This is a genomic window from Mucilaginibacter sp. P4_D1, assembly GCF_056401935.1.
In genome coordinates, this window is record NZ_JBFUIJ010000024.1 from 80,169 (window position 1) to 99,536 (window position 19,368).

Consider the following 19,368-nt stretch of genomic DNA (forward strand, 5'->3'; position numbering starts at 1 on the left):
GAACCCATATATGAATAAACTTTACTTTACTGTTTTTGCTGTTGCCTTGTTGTTTGCCTGTAATAAAAATAACGGGTGGAAAAAATTAGCCGCAAACCCCAATTACATCCATAGGTCGGTACGCGAGGTTAGCGAGGTAATGCTGCATGATATTTATTCGCCGCCCGTGGCAAGCCGTATTTACGCTTATATTACCGTTGCAGGATATGAGGCCGCGCGTAACGGCGATACAAAATATCTGACGCTCGCGGGCCAGTTGAAGGGTTTGGATTCAATCCCCAAACCGGAAGCCGGCAAAACATACTGCTACAATTTAGCTGCAGCGCATGCCATTTTAACGGTTGGGAAAATCCTGGTGATGTCGGAAGGCCGAATAGAGGCTTTCCACAGCGGGTTGATGGATGAATTTAAAAATACCGGCATGCCCGACGATGTATACCAAAACTCGATAGCTTATGGAAAGTTGATTGCCGACCGGATTATTAAATGGGCGGGCAAGGATAATTATAAGCATACCCGTTCGTTATCAAAATACGATGTGCAAACAGACGATGCCACCTGGAAGCCAACACCACCGGCCTATATGAAAGGGGTAGAGCCGCACTGGAACGAAATACGTCCATTTTTACTGGATTCGGCACAACAGTTTAAGCCAGCAAAAGCGGTAGATTTTTCAAGGGAGCCCACCAGTTATTTTTATAAACTGGCGGTTGCCGTTAGGGAGGCCGGCCAGCATTTAACACCCGAGCAAAGCGCGATAGCTACTTATTGGGACGATAACCCGTTTAAAGTTAATACCAATGGCCATACCATGTTTGCTACCAAAAAAATATCGCCCGGAGGCCATTGGATAAACATTGCCGGGTTGGTTTGCCGCCAGGCAAAAGCCGACTACGTCCGTTCGGCTGAGACCTATGCCTGCCTGGCCGTTGTAATTGCCGATAGCTTTATCAATTGCTGGGACGAAAAATACAAAAGCAAAGTGATTCGCCCCGAAACCTATATTAACCAATACATTGATCAAAATTGGATGCCTTTGCTGCAAACCCCGCCGTTCCCCGAATATACCAGCGGACATAGTGTAGTTTCAAATGCATCGGCAGTGATGCTTGGCAAGCTGTTTGGCGATAATTTTGCTTTTACAGATTCCACCGAGGTAGAGTTTAGCATCCCCGCCCGTAAGTTCAAATCATTTAAGGCAGCGGCCGATGAGGCAGCCATCAGCCGCTTTTACGGCGGTATTCATTATATGCCATCCATTGTAAATGGCGTTGATGAAGGGAGACGTATCGGAAACTTCGCGATCAACAAGCTAAAGACACGAAAGTAGTAACAAGTATCAGGTAGTTAGTATCAAGATAGCCGCAAATACATATTGGTAAAGCTGCAAGTCTAAAATCTTGATACTTGATACTCGCTACTTGATACTATTATTAGTATGTTCTAACCTTCTGGTTCTTTTTATTTTGTTGATACTCGGTAGGGGTAGTGCCAAATTGTTTCAAGAAGTTACGGCCCAGGTGCGATTGTGAGCTGTAGCCTACCATATTTGCAACTTCGTAAACCTTATAATCGCCATCCTCAAGTAGTTTTGCGGCAGCCTTAAGGCGCGTTATATTAATCAGCTCGTTGATGGTTAGGTTGGATATGGCCTTTATTTTACGGTACAACGTAGGCTTACTCATGTTCATCAGGTTGGCAATATGCTCCACATCCAGTTCGGGGTTTTGGATGTTGTTGTTAATTACCGCGTTAAGCTTATCTAAAAAGCTTTCATCCGGTTTGGAGTAGGCCATGGTTTTAATATTTGCCAGCGGCGAACTTGCAAAATGGTCTTTAATTTTATTGCGGTTGATGAGCAGATTGGCAATTTGCACCTGTAAATGCTCGGGCGAAAAGGGTTTTTCGATATAGGCATCTGCGCCTACTTCCAGGCCTTCTATTTTGCTTTGCAGGGTGTTTTTTGCTGTAAGTAATATAATTGGGATGTGGCTGTAATCAAATGTGGTTTTGATGCGTTTGCATAATTCAAAGCCATCAATGCCAGGCATCATCACATCGCTGATAATAAGCTGGATGTTTTCAATTTCTATCATATCCAACGCTTCCTGGCCGTTGAATGCTTTTATTACAGCATATTTATCGCTCAGGTCATCCGAAATAAAATCAAGGATCTCGGGATTGTCATCCACCAAAAGTATAATCGGTTTCATAAAGTCAAAATTTTCTTCTTTTATAGAATCGGTTAGTTCATAATCGTCGGGAGTGTTGTGCAGGTCAAATTCCTTCTCCTGGTGAACAGGCAAGGTTAAGTTAAAAATATTGAAATCGTTAATAGATTTATTCAACACTAATAATCCTTTGTGCAATTCGGCAAGGGAGCGCGACAGGGAGAGGCCTATCCCTGTACCAATTTGTTTTTCTGATTCTTTCATCCTGAAGAAGGGCTCAAAAATCTTTTCACGCATTTCATAGGGCACAATGTAGCCGTTGTTTCTTATTTCAATGGTAAAAGTATTGTCGCCCTGTTCGGGTTTTAACAGTTCAACCTCGATAGCGTTTTCGCCATATTTAATGGCGTTATTGATCAGGTTACTTATTATTTTGGTAAATGCTTCAATATCAACATAGGCATACAATGTTTTATCAACACATATTAGCGTGTAACGTTGCCCTTTTTGTTCAGTTAGTGGCTTAAACCTCAAAAATATATCGGCCAGCAAATCGGCTATGTTTGTTTTTACAAAACTCAGGCTAAAGCCATTGGTTTCTGTTTTCCTGAAATCAAGCAGTTGATTTGTAAGATCGAGCAGCCTGTTGGTATTTTTTTCCATGATCTTCAGGTTATTCTGAATCTCGGGCACATGCTCAGATCTTTTTATCACCTTTTCCATTGGCCCTTTAATAAGGGTTAAAGGCGTGCGTATTTCATGGGCTACATTGGTAAAAAACTCAATTTTGGCGTTGTAGATCTGTTTCTCTTTGTCACTTTCCAATATTTCTATAAGCCTGTTATTCCGCGCCTTATTACGGTTGTGGTATTGCTGTAACAGGTAATAGCAAATGAAAATAACCAGCGATGCATACAGGATATATGCCCATATACTTTCCCAAAAAGGTGGTGCAATATTAATTACAAGCGCGGTTTCTTTGGTGCTCCAAACGCCGTTGTTATTGGCAGCTTTTACTATAAAAGTATAATGGCCGGGCTGTAGCTGCGTAAAGTATACTTTTCGGTTTCGCTTTAAATCGGTCCAGCCTTTGTCAAGCCCCTTCATGGTGTACTTATATTGGGTCATCTCCGGCGATGGGTAGCTTAAGGCCGCAAAATCAATACTAAAGGACGACTGGTTGTAATTTAAATATATTTTTTTTGTGTAGATGATTGATTGGTTAAGCAACGAATCGCTCCCTTTTACCATAATCTCTTTATTATGGACCTGGAACCCTGTTATATATACCGGGGCTACATAGTTGTTACTATTAAAGCCGGCCGGGTTAAAACTTATCATACCTTTAACACAGCCAAAATACAGGGTGCCATCGGTATCCTTAAACGCCGAGTTATAATTAAACTGATCACTGAGCAGCCCATTGGCTTTTGTATAAACCTTAATGCTATTGGTATTTATATTAAGGCAAACCAGGCCACGGGAAGTGCTTACCCATAAGTTTTTATGATCATCCTCCAACATCCTGAATACATAGTTGCTTGGGAAGCCATTATCCAGATCGAAAAATTTAAAATCGTTTTTTACCGGGTCATGCCGCCATAAGCCAAGCCCATCGGTCGCAAACCATAAAATGTGGTTGCTATCTTCAAATGCTCCATTTACTGTTATGCCATTCAGTGCATTTTTTACCGGGTAACGGTAGGGCACATGATAGCTGGTGTCTTGTTCGGGATCGTATCTATAAATACCATCGCGCACTGTGGCAATCCAAAGCATCCCGGTATGGTCTTCAACTATGTCGTAAATAAAGTCCCAGATGGGTATTTTATCAATAAGAGTAAAATCTTTTTGCTTGCGGTTATACAGGTAAAAACCCCTGGTTGCCCCAATATAAATGTTGCCATTGCGCGTTTTGCGAAAACATATTACAAAATTGCTTTTTAAAGTTTTGCTGTCTTTACCGGCAATATAAACTTTTACTACTTTGCCGCTGGGGATATCCATAATATCCAGGCCGCGCTCAAATGTGCCTATAAAGAGATTTTTTCCATCTGCAATCAGTCCATGGATGTTGGTATTGGTAATATCCGTATTGCCACCGGGCACATAATGTGTCCAGGTGTGTTTATCGGCGCTCAGTTTGTTTAGGCCATTATCTTCGGTGCCCATCCAAAGATTACCATAATCGTCTTTGCAAATTTCACGCACAACGTTGCCTTTGAGGGAGTTTTTCTCGTCGCCGGGATAAAATTTGTTAAATGTTGAATACTGTTTGGGGTAATAGTTTATCCCACCAAAATAAGTGCCTACCCAAACACCTCCCTCTACATCGTGGCATAGGGTGTAAACCGCGTTGTCGGATATGGAATATGGGTCGTTATACTTTTTACGAAGATTGAAAAATGTGCCGTGCAGGTCGTCGTAAATAAACACGCCCGATTCTGTTGCCAGCCAAAACTCATGTTCGGCATATTTGACAAAATCTCGTACGTATACTCCGGTTTTGTTTTTATTATAGGTTAACAGGTCGCGGTAAGTTCCGGTTGCGCAGTCAAAATCTTTAAAGCCCTGGCTGGTTGTAGCTATAAATATTTTGTTGTTGCCTGCGCTAAAAATTTTTTCGATAAAGTTTGATGGTGCCCATTTGGAGTGGCTGGTAATGCTATAGCTTTTAAATGAGTTATGCACAGTATCCATCTGTTCAATACTACCCCGGCTGGTAGAAACCCATATATCTCCATTATCGTTTTGGGCAATACTGGTTGCCTCAAAATGTTGCTCCGGAAAGTAATCGGTAATTTGTTTTGTTGAGGTGTTGTACTTGATGAGCGAAGCCCCTGCCACATACCAGCAGTTGTTGTAACGATCAAAGACAATACTCCGCACACCGTTTGTATTAGGGGAGTTTACACGCGTAAAACCTTCTGTTTTACTGTCAAATTTGTCAATCCCTTCATCGGTGCCCACCCATAGGTTGCCATCATGATCAAGCGCCAGCGCATGCACCATATTGCTGCAAATACTCTTGTTGTTTTTAGGATTATGCCTGAAAACCCTGAAGCTGTAACCATCAAAACGGTTTAAACCATCGCGCGTGCCAAACCACAAAAAACCCTGCTTATCCTGCAGGCTGCAGTAAACGGTATTGTTTGACAAGCCCTGCTCAACCTGGTAATGCCTGAAGTAATAAGGCTGTGCATTACAGATATTGAAGGAGAATATAAATAGTAAAAAAAATAAATATGCAGGTTTCAAAATCGATCTCTTGAACAAATATAGCCATTCTGAGCAAGGGTTTTCGTATGAATAAAAATTGATACTTTTTGACTAATTATTGAGATGATTTGGTTAATAAGGAGCCCCCCTAAATCTTTTTCTTTACATCGTGATTTTAGATATGTCAACATTACATTTTTAAAATCAACAATTAACCAATAACAAATCAATTTATGAGAAAATTTTTACTACTCAGGCATGGGGGGCCCTCCCGCGTGCAATGGCCGCCCAGTAAGTGGAGCCAAAAAGTAACATTAGTTTTATTCTCTATCATGAGCTGCCTGCTTTTTTCGCTTGGTGCATCGGCACAGGTGAAGGTAACAGGAACGGTAACTGATACAACGGGTGAAGCGCTAACAGGCGTTGCCGTACGTATTAAAGGTACCCAGGGTGGATCAACAACTGATGTAAAAGGACAGTTTAGCTTAACAGTACCCGATGCCAACAGCGTGCTTGTATTAAGCTATATTGGCTTTACAACGCTTGAAGTGCCCCTAAATGGGCAAACAGCCGTAAGAATCCGTTTAAAATCAAGTAACGCATCCTTACAGGAAATTGTGGTTACTGGTTACGGTACACAAAAAAAGGAATCCATTACGGGCGCAATCTCTACTGTAACCAGTAAGGATCTCGACCGTGTGCACGCCGGTTCAACGGTGAGTACTGGTTTAGCAGGTAAAATTCCGGGTGTAACTTTCAGGATGTCTGAAGGCAGGCCTGGAGCCAGCGCCAGCATCCAGATCCGTAACATGGGTTCTCCGCTGTATGTAATTGACGGTATCCAGCAGGATGAAGGCCAGTTTAACAACCTTGCGCCAAACGACGTGGAAAGCATTTCCGTGTTGAAAGACGCATCTGCAGCTATTTACGGTGTTCGTGCGGCAAACGGCGTGGTGGTGGTAACTACTAAAAAAGGTAGCGGCGAGGCACGTATCAACATTGATGCGTACACCGGCTACCAAAACTGGTACAGGTTCCCTAACGTGGTTAACAATTCATACGATTACATGCGTTATAAAGCAGAGGCTGAAGTAAACAGTAACGGATCGACCACTATTACACAAGCAGAGCTTGACAAATACAAAGCAGGAACTGATCCGGCTTATCGTAGTTTCGATTGGCGTAAATATGTGTTGAACAGCAATAACAACGCGCCTCAAAATTCGGTGAACGCTAACTTTACCGGTGGTTCAGACAGGTTGAACTATTACGTATCGGCTACAAACCTTTACCAAAACTCTCAGTTGGGTAAAGAGTATAAATTCAACCGCTCAAACATTCAATCAAACATTTCCTTAAAGGTAGCTAATGGTTTAAAAGTTAGTTTAGATATTAACGGCCGTATAGAAACTCGTGAAAACCCAGGTGTTCCGGGTGGTGACGATTACTTTTTGGCCAGGTTTGCTGTATTGAGAAATACACCCTTAGAGCGTCCTTATGCTAATGACAATCCCGACTATTTGAATAAAATCAATAATACAGAGTCGAACTATGCATTCCTGAACAAAAAGCTATCAGGCGTTTACCACAGCGACTGGAGGGTATTACAGACCAATTTTGGTGCAGAGTATACCGTTCCTGGTATAAAAGGATTAGTAGTTAAAGGTTTATACTCATATTATCTTGCCGATTATTTGCTGAACAACCAGGAGTATACTTATAATGCATATACTTACGATCCTGCAACTAAACAATACAATGTAACCGGCGGCAGTACCAACCCATGGCGCGAGCGTGAGCAGCGTAAAGAGTTTGCTAAAACTTACCAATGGCAAATTAACTACAACAACACTTTCGGTAAGCATACTATAGGTGCTACATTCGTATCAGAGCGTATTGAACTGCAGCATTTACGTAACTGGCTGCACGCTTCGCCTGTTTCAAATAACCTGCCCCTTATCTATTTCCCTATTATGGATCAATACCAGGATAGTGACGATAAAGAAGCACGTACAGGTTATATTGGTCGCTTAAATTACAACTACGATAACAAATATTATTTAGAAGCATCTGCAAGACGTGATGCATCGTACTTGTTTGCCCCGGATAAACGTGTAGGTTACTTCCCAGGCGTATCCCTGGGATGGAGGATTACACAAGAGGGGTTCATGAAGAGCTTATTAGGTGATAATAGCGTTCTTAACGATTTGAAGTTCAGAGGTTCATACGGTTTATTGGGTGATGACAGGAACCTTATCGGTGCGTTCTCTTATATCCCCGGTTACAACTACAATACCGGTACCGCAATTATTGGTGGTAACCCGGTGGTTACATCAAGAGATAAAGGTATAGTAACTACCAACGTGTCATGGTTAAAAAGTAAGATTTTTGACGTAGGTGCCGAATTTAGTTTACTAAACAGCCATTTAAATGGTACTGTAGATTATTTCTATCGTAAACGTACCGGATTATTAGGACGTAAATACGACGTTGTATTGCCATCTGAAGTTGGTTTTGACCTTCCTCAGGAAAACTTGAACAGTGACGCCCAGTATGGTGAGGAGATTTCACTTAACTACAATAACAAGATAGGTGCTTTTAGCTACAATATTGGAGGTAATTTCTCTTATTCACGTTCAAAAGATCTGTCACAATATAAACCTTTGTTTAACAACTCACTTGATCAGTACAGGAACTCAGCTGCAAACAGGTACTCGCATATTGACTGGGGTTACCAGGTAATCGGTCAGTTTACTTCGCAGGAGCAGATTAATAATTACAAGATTAATAACGATAACCGGGGTAACATTACCTTATTACCGGGCGATTTAATGTACAAAGATCAAAACGGTGACGGTAGAATTGACCAATACGATGAGCGTCCAATCGGTTTTGGTTATGGCACTCAACCCAACATTAACTTTGGTTTCCAGTTAGGTGGTGCTTACAAAGGGTTTGACTTCCATGCCGATTTCTCGGGTGGTGCAGGCTACACCTGGTTCCAGAATTACGAAACACGTTGGGCTTTCCAGAACACCGGTAACTTAAACACCATATTTGAAGACAGGTGGCACCACGCGGTTTACAATGATGTGAATAGTCCCTGGATTCCTGGAAAATACCCTGCCAACAGATTTAATCCGGGCTTTGGTCATGCAGATTATGAATTAAATGGTCAGCGTAATTCAACATACTGGTTACATAACGTGAAATACCTTCGTGTCAGGACACTGGAGTTAGGCTACTCATTGCCTGCTAATTTGTTAACAAAGGTAAAGATCAGGAGAGCGAGATTTTATGTTAACGCGTACAATATGTTTTCATTCGACAATCTTAAACAATTTGGCGTTGACCCGGAAACTACCGACGATAACGGGCTTCAGTTCCCGCAAAGTAAGGTACTCAACTTCGGTGTTAATTTAACCTTTTAATTAATCCCTTAAGTTTAAAACTCAATGAAAAAAATAACTATAACAACAATGTTTGCAGCCGTGTTATTAACAGGGGCCTGCAAAAAAGACAGCGAATTCCTGGATGTTCCGCCAAAGCAGATCGTATCTTCTGACGTAGCGTTTTCAGATCCGGCGTTGGTATTATCTATACTTGGTGATTTATACAACCGTCAGGTTGATTTCTCTGGTCTTGATAACGGTTGGGCATCATTTGCCGATTTTAGTGAATCATTCCCCTCAGAAAACGGTAGCTATTTCTTTGTTCAGCGCACCGGCTGGGGCTTTGGCGAGTGGGGTTTATATGATTACACCTACGTTCGCGAGCTCAATTTGTTTCTTGAACGTCTGAATGCCTCTACAAAATTGACCGACGATCAAAAAAATGGCTTTATTGCTGAAGGCAGATTTTTACGCGCCAACTTTTACTTCGAAATGGTAAAACGTATGGGAGGAGTTCCGTTGATCACCAAATCTCTTGATTACGATTTTTCTGGCAACGTAACTTCATTGCAGATCCCTCGTGCTAAAGAATCTGATATTTACGATTTCATTATCAGCGAAGCAGAGGCTATAAAGGATCTTGCTGTGGATCATGGCGATAAATCAAGAGCTACAAAGGGTGCAATTTTAGCAATGGAAGCAAGAGCTGCTTTGTATGCAGCTTCGATAGCAAAATACGGTGTTACTACACCCGTTGTAACTTTGCCGGGTAATGAAGTAGGCATACCATCAAGTATGGCCACCGGTTACTACAACAAAGCCCTTACTGCTGCAAAAGCTATTATTAGCGGTAGCGCAGGTAACTATTCACTATACAAACAGTTACCAGATTTAAGCGATAACTTTGCAAATATTTTCCTTGATAAAACAAGTTCAGAATCAATATTTGTTGAAGACTTTAAAGCAAATGCCGGTAAGACCCACGGTTTTACAACTAATGATCAACCTTATTCTATTTCTGACGAGGGTGGTGACGCCGGCAGGTTAGATCCATCGTTAAACCTGGTAGAAGCGTTTGAGAAATTGGATAACACTTATGCTCCACTGCCAACTAAAGATGGTTCGGGTAATCCTATTTACTACGCAAACCAGCTGGATATTTTTGCAGGAAGAGACCCTCGTTTAGCAGGAACAGTATTATTACCGAATGGTTTATTTAAAGGTAAACGTACCGATGTAATGGCGGGGTATCAGTTAGCTAATGGAACAATTATCAGCAGCAGCGATGCTTCACTGCCGCAGGAAGTCCCCGGATTGGGCCGTGTGCAGGTGGTAGGACAAGACGGACCTGTGAGTGGTTTAGAGCTTCGTACGCAAACAGGTTTTTATATCCGTAAATATCTTGATCCAACTGTTGGTTCTGGTCGCCGCGGTCGTGGTAGTGATGTTAACTTTATTCGTTACCGTTATGCCGAAGTATTGTTGAATGCAGCAGAAGCTGACGCAGAACTTGGAAATTACGGTGAAGCGTCAATCTATATCAACCAGGTGCGTGCACGTGTTGGTTTAACTACTCCGCTTGTATTAACAGCAGCAAACTATTTTGACCGGATTGTGCATGAGCGCCGTGTTGAGTTAGCATTTGAAGGGCATATTTTGTTTGATATGAAGCGCTGGAGACTTGCACATATTGTATGGGATGGTAACCCGATGGATGTTGCTGACCTGGTTAGCGATATTGGCGACGCCAAAAAACATAACACACAACCATTTGGTTTATGGCCATATAAATATTTTAACCCAGGCAACGCAAACAGTGGGAAATGGATCTTTAAAGAGATAAAACCAAGCCCGGTTACCGGGTCAAACAGGTTCCAGATGGGTAATTATTATTCGCAAATTTCGGATGATATCATCTCCAGAAACCCTAAAATTGTTAAGCAACCAAATCAATAGGTATTTTTAATATAAAATCATGAAAATAAAATTTCATCACATCATAATAGCCCTCTTAATTACAGCTACGGGTTGTAAGAAAGATAACTACGACGCGCCGTCGGTAGAATTAAAGGGCCATTTAACTTACAAAGGCACCACTATCAACGTAGAGCACGGGCAGGTACCTTTTGATGTTTATCAGCCTGGGTTTGGTAAATCCGGATCTATCAGGGGCTATTTTGACCAGGAAGGTGCGTATTCGTTGCTATTATTTAATGGCAACTACAAGTTCACCATACCTGCAAATCAGGGTCCTTTTTTATGGAAAGAATTAAGCGCCGGTAAACGCGATACGTTAGCCGTTAATTTAACGGGCAGCCAAACTTTAGATATTGAAGTTACACCATTCTATATGCTGCGTGAGGCGAAATTCACTGCTGCCARCAGTAAAGTAACTGCAGTGTTTAACATTGAGAAGGTTATTACAGATGCCAATGCCAAAAATATTGAGCGCGTGACGTTATATCTTGGTAAAACACAGTTTGTGTCAGAAAATGGCGATAACCGTATAGCTAAAACTGATGTTGCCGGCTCGGCAGTTACCAGCCTTAACAATGTTTCAATAAGTGTTAATATTCCAACCATCACACCTACCCAAAACTATGTTTTTGCGCGTGTGGGGTTAAAAATTGCAGGTGTGGAAGATATGATCTACACACCGGTAACAAAAGTGTCCTTCTAAGTTAATAATTGGTTTGGGGTCGTACTGTGCGGTGCGGCCCCTTTTTGTATCAGGTAGTTAGTATCAGGTATCAAGACTGCTGCCTTTTAATATCAAGTAGCAGGTATCAAAACCGCTGCAAATAGATTGCTTTAAATCGCAATAAAATCTTGATACTTGATACTAACTACTTGATACTAATTACCAACTACTTGATACTTTTTATCTTAATAAAACTAATGAAAAAACTAAATTTATGCCTTGCGGTTTTTACTGCAGCCTGTTTATCGGCTAATGCGCAGCAAAGCAGCTGGCACCTTATCAAAACAAAAATTACAACACCCTGGGCCGACAAGGTTGACCCAAATGCACCGCTGCCCGAATATCCCCGCCCGCAATTGGTGCGTGGTAACTGGCAAAATTTAAACGGACTATGGAACTACGCCATAGTACCCAAAGCATCAGCCGAGCCATCGGCTTATGCCGGTAAAATCCTGGTGCCTTTCGCCGTAGAATCTGCACTGTCGGGCGTTGGCAAAACGGTTGGGAAGGATAGCATGTTATGGTATAAAACTACCATCACCCTCAATAAAACATTAAAAGGCAAAGATGTATTGCTACACTTCGGCGCTGTTGACTGGCGTACCGAAGTTTTTGTAAACGGGTTAAGCGCCGGTAAGCATGAAGGCGGTTTCGACCCCTTTACATTCAATATCACCCCTTATTTAAAAGGCGGTGCAAAACAAGAAATTAAGGTGAGCGTGTGGGACCCAACAAATGATGGCCCGCAACCACGCGGTAAACAGGTTAAAAGTCCCGAAGGGATCTGGTACACGCCTGTAACCGGTATATGGCAAACAGTTTGGCTGGAAGGCGTTGCCAAAACGCATATTGAGGCCACCAAACAAACCCCCGATATTGATAATCACACATTAACGGTTTCGGCCGAAGTAACCGATAGCCAGCCCGGCGACCAACTAAAAATAACCGCCTGGGATGGCAAGATCAAAGTTGACGAAAAAACAGTTGATGCAGGCGCTGCCGCGATATTGGATATAAAAGACGAAAAATTATGGTCGACAACAGATCCGTTTCTGTACGATTTGCAGGTGGCTGTTATCCGTAAAGGCAAGCCGGTTGATGAGGTAAAAAGCTATTTTGCCATGCGCAAAATTTCGCTTGGCGCCGATGCCAACGGGGTACAACGCATGTTGCTGAACAACAAGTTTGTATTTGAATATGGCCCGCTTGACCAGGGCTGGTGGCCTGATGGCTTGTATACCCCGCCAACTTACGAGGCCATGAGCTACGATATTGATCAGTTAAAAGCCATGGGTTTTAACATGATCCGTAAGCACATTAAGGTTGAACCTGCCCGCTATTATAACTATTGCGATAAGACGGGTATGTTGCTTTGGCAGGATATGCCAAGCGGCGATTTGGGTAACCACTGGGAAAACCGTCCTGGCGTATTGGATAAAGCTACAGATCAGCAACGTACGCCCGAATCTGAAGGCTATTACCGCAAGGAATGGAACGCCATTATCAATTCATTATACAACTACCCCTGTATTGTGGTATGGACACCGTTTAACGAAGCCTGGGGACAATTTAAAACGGTTGAAATTACAGAATGGACGATGAAAAAAGACCCATCGCGCCTGGTGAATAGCGCAAGCGGGGGTAATTTTTACGATACAGGAAATATAGTGGATTTACACAATTACCCGCACCCGGCAATGCCGCGCCCGGAGATTTTTGGTAAAACCAAAGCTGTGGTACTGGGCGAGTTTGGCGGCCTTGGCTGGCCTGTTGATGGGCATACCTGGCAAGCCAACAAAAACTGGGGCTACCAGAACTTTAAAAATGGCGACGACCTGCTAAAACGTTACATCACCTTTACCGATAGATTGCAGGAACTTATAAAACTTGGTCTTTCGGCAGCGGTGTACACGCAAACAACCGACGTAGAAGGAGAGGTTAACGGTTTCATGACTTATGATCGTAAAGTGATTAAAATGCCTTTAGAATTGTTACATAAAGAAAATGTGAAACTTTACGATCCGGCGTTGGTGAAATAAATGATAGGAACGATTTAGCGGCGACTGAACCGCGTAGTTATCACAAGCACAAACAACAGAAAAAGCGTGAATAATTCTCTTAGAACGGAGAGAACTTAATTCGCAGAAATAAAATTCAGAACCCTCTCCTTTGGAGAGGGCAGGGTGAGGCTAACATACTTAACATGAGTAATTTTAATAAGATAGGGAAAGGCATTTGTTTAACTGCATTAACTGCGTGCAGCAGTGTTTATACATCATCGGCACAAACAGTAAAGGCATCGGTATTAACAAAGGTTAATAACCAGCAGGTGAATGCCAATTACGTTAATAACCGGGCGCCGCTGCGGCACGAATATTTTACCAAACTGCCGGTAGGCAGCATTAAAGCAGGTGGCTGGCTAAAAAAAGCGTTGGAATTGCAGCGCGATGGCCTTACCGGTAACCTGGGCGAAATAAGCGTCTGGCTGTCAAAAACCAACAATGCCTGGCTAAATAAAGAGGGTAAAGGCGAATATGGCTGGGAAGAATTACCTTACTGGTTAAAAGGCTACGCCAACATCGGCTATATGCTGGGCGATCAAAAAATTATTAAGGAAGCCAAATTCTGGATTGATGCGGTATTGAATAACCAGCGCGATGATGGTGATTTTGGTCCGGCCCGCACCAGTAAAGGCAACCGCGACCTGTGGACAAACATGCCTATGCTTTGGTGCCTGCAATCGTATTACGAATACTCGAAAGATCCGCGGGTTATCCCCTTCATGACCAAATATTTTAAGTACGAGTTATCGGTACCGGATGACCAGTTTTTAGAAGACTATTGGGAAAACAGCCGTGGCGGCGATAATATGCTGAGTGTTTATTGGTTGTACAACCGCACCGGCGATAAATTCCTGCTGGATCTGGCTGCCAAGCTGGATAAAAATACCGCTAACTGGCGCCAGGCCAATAACCTGCCCAACTGGCATAATGTAAACGTAGCCCAATGCTTTCGCGAACCCGCAACTTTTTACCTGCAGAGCCATGATTCAAAGGATCTGGCTGCTACTTATAACGATTTTAGCCTCATCCGTAAAATATATGGCCAGGTGCCCGGCGGCATGTTTGGTGCCGATGAAAATGCCCGCAAAGGTTATGACGACCCACGCCAGGCCGTAGAAACCTGTGGCATGGTTGAGCAAATGACATCAGATCAAATGCTGTTAGGATCAACCGGCGATACCTTTTGGGCATCCAACTGCGAGGATGTAGCATTCAACACATTTTCGGCAGCCTTTATGCCCGATTATCGTTCGTTGAGGTATTTAACTGCACCAAACATGGTGCTTAGCGATGGCAAAAACCACAGCCCCGGTATTGCCAATGAAGGTCCGTTTTTAATGATGAATCCTTTTAGCAGCCGCTGTTGCCAGCACAACCACGCAGCAGGCTGGGTATACTATGCCGAAAATAGCTGGATGGCTACGCCCGATAATGGTATTGCAGCACAATTGTATACACAAGGCCAGGTATCGGCAAAAGTTGGCAAAGGCGTAAATGTAAATATTGTGGAGACCAGTAAATATCCCTTTGAAGATGAGGTGAGCTTTACGGTAAATGCGGCAAAAACGGTTGCTTTCCCGCTTTACCTGCGGATACCGGAGTGGTGTAAAGCTGCCTCGGTAAAGGTAAACGGTATCCCGGTAAAATTAAGTTCGGCCAACGGCGACTATATTAAAATAGCCAAGGCCTGGAAAAACGGCGATAAAATAACCCTGCATTTACCTATGCAATTAAAAGTACGCCAGTGGGAGCAAAACAAAAGCAGCGTGAGTGTAAATTACGGGCCGCTTACTTACTCGCTTAAAATTGATGAGCAATACACTAAGGAAGATAGCCGTACCACAACTCAGGGCGATTCGCACTGGCAGCCTACGGCCGATCCTCAAAAATGGCCTTCATATGAAATTCACGCCGCATCTGCTTGGAATTATGGTTTGGTAATTGACCAGGAACATCCGGAGAAATCAATTGAAGTTATTCATCGTGCATGGCCAAAGGATAATAATCCATTTACAAATGCCAACGCGCCTATTGAGTTAAAAACAAAAGGTAAACAAATTCCCGGCTGGGCAATTGATCAATATGGCCTTTGTGGTGTGCTGCCTCAAAGCCCGGTTAAAACAGGCCAGCCGACAGTCAATTTAACATTAGTGCCCATGGGCGGCGCAAGGTTAAGAATTTCGTCGTTCCCGGTAGCAGAGTAAGTATAACAGCTAATGAAAGGCCTTAAATTTATAACAGCATTCACCGCGTTGGTCACGATGTGTTTAACCGTTGTGGCTCAGCCCAAGGAAGGGGCTATCACGCAGCAACCACCATCGCCACTGTATCGCGACCCCATTTATGATGGCGCTGCCGACCCGGTATTGGTTTTTAACCGCGCCGAAAAGGAGTGGACGATGCTGTATACCCAGCGCCGGGCTAATGTACAATCGCCGGGTGTGGCCTATTGTTATGGCACTGCCATAGGCGTTGCGGTGTCAAAAGATCATGGGCATAGCTGGGTATATAAGGGAGCACTAAATTTGGAACACGGACAGGGGCAGAATACTTTCTGGGCCCCGGATGTTGTTTATCAAAACGGCGTTTACCATATGTTTGTAGTTTATATCAAAGGTGTTTACTGCCAATGGGGCGGCGATTCGCACCTGGTACATTATACCAGTAAAAACCTGTGGGACTGGAAATATGAAGGCCCGCTTCATCTGCCAGATCATAATATCATCGACCCAACACTGATAAAACTGCCCGACGGAAAATGGCACATGTGGTATAAAGATCAAAAGCTGAACAGCATAACCATGACTGCCCAAAGCACCGACCTGGTGAATTGGAAGGTTGATGATAAACCTGCCATAGGCGGGCGTGCCCACGAAGGCCCCAAGATATTCTGGTTTAAAAACTATTACTGGTTGATAACCGACGAATGGCAGGGCCAGCGCGTTTACCGTTCAAAAGATGCGCAAACCTGGGAACACCAGGGCCTTATATTAGATAAACCCGGCCACCGTAACGAGGATACGCCAACCGGCGCACATGCCGATGTAGTGGTGAGCGGCGATCATGCTTATATTATTTATTTTACCCACCCAGGCCGCAAAACACATGGCGATGATGGGGGGCTGGATAAAGACGGAGCATATTCTTATTCAACGAAGCGCACATCTATACATGCTGCCGAACTTGAATTTGATGGCAGCACTTTGGTGTGCGACAGGGACAAACCCTTTAACTTTTGGCTGGCCGATATAGTAAACTGATGCATGATGAAGATGGGGATAACCAAGATATGGCTTGCTGGTATGTTAATTCCGCTCATGGCCTGCGGACAAGATAAAATGCCTGTGAAAGCAAGTGATCAGGTGGATATCGCGTGGGAGCAGTCGACGCTAAAACAAGTATCTCCCAGCGGTGGCAACTATGCCCGTGCCATACAACTGAGCAACAGCCACCTGCTTTGCGTTTACGAAGGCGACGGAGGGATACAAAGTACAGTAAGTACCAACCTTGGCGAAACCTGGCTTGCCCCGGTAAAAGTGGCTTCATCGGTTCCTGGTGTTAATATGGCCGTCCCTGATATTGTAGAGCTGAAAGACCACTCGCTGCTGGTATCCTACAATCCCCGGCCACACAAAGTAAATGGCGTGGCAGATACAACCAAACACTTTGCCATCATCACCAAAAAAAGCTACGATGAAGGTAAAACCTGGACAGATGAGCGCTTGATATACCAGGCCGGCTACCGGTTTGAGGATGGTTGCTGGGAGCCATCGCAATTGCAGTTGCCTTCGGGCGAAATTCAGTTATTTTATTCTGACGAGGGCATCTTTACGCAATCGAATGAGCAAAATATTTCGCTCTTCAGATCGTACGATGGCGGCCTCAGCTGGACAAAGAAACCCGAAATTGTAGCATTTACACCCGGCCATCGCGACGGGATGCCTGTACCTGTTTTGTTAAAGGCAACAAGTGAGATCGTGTTCTCCATTGAAGATAACGGCGGCGGCCAGTTTAAACCCTCAATCATTCGCAACAGCATTGCGCAAAACTGGCAAAAAACTGTTAGGCCAGGCGATACCGAACGCACTTATGCCATTACACCCAGGTTGCCCGAAACGTTTTATGCCGGCGCACCTTATTTGCGTCAGTTACACGGCGGGCAAACAATTTTATCGTACCAAAGCACCCAAAACCGGGATAACAACGGCAATTTGGCCTGTATGCAGGTGGCCGTTGGCGATGAGAATGCAAAAAACTTTAAAAATGTAAGCACGCCATTTAATGTACCTTTAAACAAGCACGGCTTGTGGAACTCGCTGTGCGTGCTTAGCGACGATACAATTATCGCCTTAACATCAACAGATGCTTATGGCAGCAACGCCATCTGGATGATAAAAGGACATTTGGCAAATAAAAAATTGAATTAAACTATTAAACACTTATACATGCAAACTAAACTAAAATTATTGGCCATCGCTTTAATAATGCCATTGAGCATGAAGCTATCGGCCCAGCAAAAAGCAACAGCACCCGTTTGGAGCCCGCAAAAAGCCAGCGCCTGGTACGCCAAAAACCAATGGCTTGTAGGCAGCGATTTTATAACCAGCAGCGCCATTAACCAATTGGAAATGTGGCAGGCCGATACCTTCGACCCGAAGACTATTGATAAGGAACTGGGATATGCGCAGGGCATTGGCATGAATGTAATGCGGGTATTTTTACACCACCTGGCCTGGCAGCAAGACCCGGCCGGCTTTAAAAAACGAGTGGACGAATACCTGGCCATATCCAGCAAACACGGCATTAAAACCATGTTTGTGTTTTTTGACGATTGCTGGAACAAAGTACCAAAAACAGGTAAACAGCCCGAGCCAAAACCTGGTATCCACAATTCGGGCTGGGCGCAGGACCCCGGCCAGCCGGCGTCCGAAGAGATGGCCAATTCGCCTGTATTGGAAAAATACGTAAAGGACGTATTAACCACTTTTAAGGCAGATAAGCGCATATTGCTTTGGGATTTATATAACGAGCCAGGCAACTCCGGTAAAGGGAACAAAAGTTTACCACTGCTTAAAAACATATTTAAATGGGCCCGGCAGGTAAACCCAAATCAGCCGATAAGTGCAGGTGTATGGTCATGGGGATTAGAGGATTTAAACAAGTTCCAGGTAGCCAATTCGGATGTAACTACTTATCACGATTATTCGCCGGTTGATGATCACCTGAAAACAGTACAATTCCTAAAAATGATTGGCCGTCCCTTAATTTGCACTGAATACATGGCCCGCCCGCGTAACAGTACATTTGCAACCGTATTGCCTATGCTGAAAAAAGAAAACGTAGGTGCCATAAACTGGGGCTTTGTAACCGGCAAAACCAATACCATTTACGCCTGGGATACCCCAATGCCCGATGGCGCCGAACCAAAACTATGGTTCCACGATATTTTTCACAAAGATGGCACGCCATATAAAACTGAAGAAACAGAACTGATTAAAAGCCTGACAGGAAGGGGAAAATAGATTTCAGATGTGCAGATTTCAAATGTGCAGATTTCAGATGTGCAGATTATGAGAGACCCGTGACATGTTTGAAAATCAAAAGAGGCTGTATCATAAATCATGATCAGCCTCTTTTTTATTATTAATGGTTTATTGCTATAAAATCAATTAGTTATCTATGGTTTTATTTGTTTTAACAATCTGATTTTCATATATTTAAAGTATAGATATATGAGATATGGCAATCAGACAACCTGTTTTCAAACACTATGATCAGCAGCAAATATTAGCTATTCCGCCAACCCTGGAGGAGCTAATCCC

General features: G+C 43.4%; 10 protein-coding genes. 9 read left to right on the forward strand and 1 reads right to left on the reverse strand.

Annotation, left to right across the window (positions count from 1 at the left end; genetic code table 11):
* Positions 1-10: 10 nt before the first annotated feature.
* On the forward strand, positions 11-1,330 hold the full coding sequence (locus tag AC1DV1_RS19325) for a vanadium-dependent haloperoxidase (protein WP_477362210.1): 1,320 nt from the start codon (positions 11-13) through the stop codon (positions 1,328-1,330).
* A gap of 103 nt (positions 1,331-1,433) precedes the next feature.
* Here the strand turns inward: AC1DV1_RS19325 and AC1DV1_RS19330 are convergent, their stop codons facing one another.
* On the reverse strand, positions 1,434-5,429 hold the full coding sequence (locus AC1DV1_RS19330; RefSeq protein WP_477362212.1) for a hybrid sensor histidine kinase/response regulator transcription factor: 3,996 nt from the start codon (positions 5,427-5,429) through the stop codon (positions 1,434-1,436).
* A 194-nt stretch (positions 5,430-5,623) separates the two neighbouring features.
* Between AC1DV1_RS19330 and AC1DV1_RS19335 the strand changes: the two genes are divergently transcribed.
* The 8 genes from AC1DV1_RS19335 (at position 5,624) to AC1DV1_RS19370 (ending at position 19,068) form a co-directional block, all read left to right on the forward strand.
* Entirely contained in the window at positions 5,624-8,821 is a 3,198-nt protein-coding gene (locus tag AC1DV1_RS19335; RefSeq protein WP_477362214.1) for a SusC/RagA family TonB-linked outer membrane protein, read from the forward strand.
* A gap of 24 nt (positions 8,822-8,845) precedes the next feature.
* Positions 8,846-10,738, forward strand: a complete 1,893-nt coding sequence (locus tag AC1DV1_RS19340; protein ID WP_477362216.1) for a RagB/SusD family nutrient uptake outer membrane protein — start codon at positions 8,846-8,848, stop codon at positions 10,736-10,738.
* Positions 10,739-10,757: 19 nt separating this feature from the next.
* Entirely contained in the window at positions 10,758-11,462 is a 705-nt protein-coding gene (locus tag AC1DV1_RS19345; protein WP_477362218.1) for a DUF3823 domain-containing protein, read from the forward strand.
* 218 nt (positions 11,463-11,680) lie between these two features.
* Positions 11,681-13,522, forward strand: coding sequence for a glycoside hydrolase family 2 protein (locus AC1DV1_RS19350; RefSeq protein WP_477362220.1), 1,842 nt, complete (start codon positions 11,681-11,683; stop codon positions 13,520-13,522).
* A gap of 164 nt (positions 13,523-13,686) precedes the next feature.
* Positions 13,687-15,750, forward strand: a complete 2,064-nt coding sequence (locus AC1DV1_RS19355) for a beta-L-arabinofuranosidase domain-containing protein (protein WP_477362222.1) — start codon at positions 13,687-13,689, stop codon at positions 15,748-15,750.
* 12 nt (positions 15,751-15,762) lie between these two features.
* Positions 15,763-16,806, forward strand: a complete 1,044-nt coding sequence (locus tag AC1DV1_RS19360) for a family 43 glycosylhydrolase (RefSeq protein ID WP_477362224.1) — start codon at positions 15,763-15,765, stop codon at positions 16,804-16,806.
* A 3-nt stretch (positions 16,807-16,809) separates the two neighbouring features.
* Entirely contained in the window at positions 16,810-17,973 is a 1,164-nt protein-coding gene (locus tag AC1DV1_RS19365; RefSeq protein ID WP_477362226.1) for a sialidase family protein, read from the forward strand.
* Positions 17,974-17,991: 18 nt separating this feature from the next.
* A complete protein-coding gene (locus tag AC1DV1_RS19370; RefSeq protein WP_477362228.1) occupies positions 17,992-19,068 on the forward strand; it encodes a cellulase family glycosylhydrolase in 1,077 nt (358 codons plus the stop codon).
* The last annotated feature ends 300 nt before the right edge of the window (positions 19,069-19,368 follow it).

Coding starts and splice junctions, on each gene's coding strand:
- AC1DV1_RS19360 (WP_477362224.1), top strand. CDS start 15,763: ATGAAAGGCCTTAAATTTATAACAGCATTCACCGCGTTGGTCACGATG.
- AC1DV1_RS19340 (WP_477362216.1), top strand. CDS start 8,846: ATGAAAAAAATAACTATAACAACAATGTTTGCAGCCGTGTTATTAACA.
- AC1DV1_RS19335 (WP_477362214.1), top strand. CDS start 5,624: ATGAGAAAATTTTTACTACTCAGGCATGGGGGGCCCTCCCGCGTGCAA.
- AC1DV1_RS19365 (WP_477362226.1), top strand. CDS start 16,810: ATGATGAAGATGGGGATAACCAAGATATGGCTTGCTGGTATGTTAATT.
- AC1DV1_RS19355 (WP_477362222.1), top strand. CDS start 13,687: ATGAGTAATTTTAATAAGATAGGGAAAGGCATTTGTTTAACTGCATTA.
- AC1DV1_RS19370 (WP_477362228.1), top strand. CDS start 17,992: ATGCAAACTAAACTAAAATTATTGGCCATCGCTTTAATAATGCCATTG.
- AC1DV1_RS19325 (WP_477362210.1), top strand. CDS start 11: ATGAATAAACTTTACTTTACTGTTTTTGCTGTTGCCTTGTTGTTTGCC.
- AC1DV1_RS19350 (WP_477362220.1), top strand. CDS start 11,681: ATGAAAAAACTAAATTTATGCCTTGCGGTTTTTACTGCAGCCTGTTTA.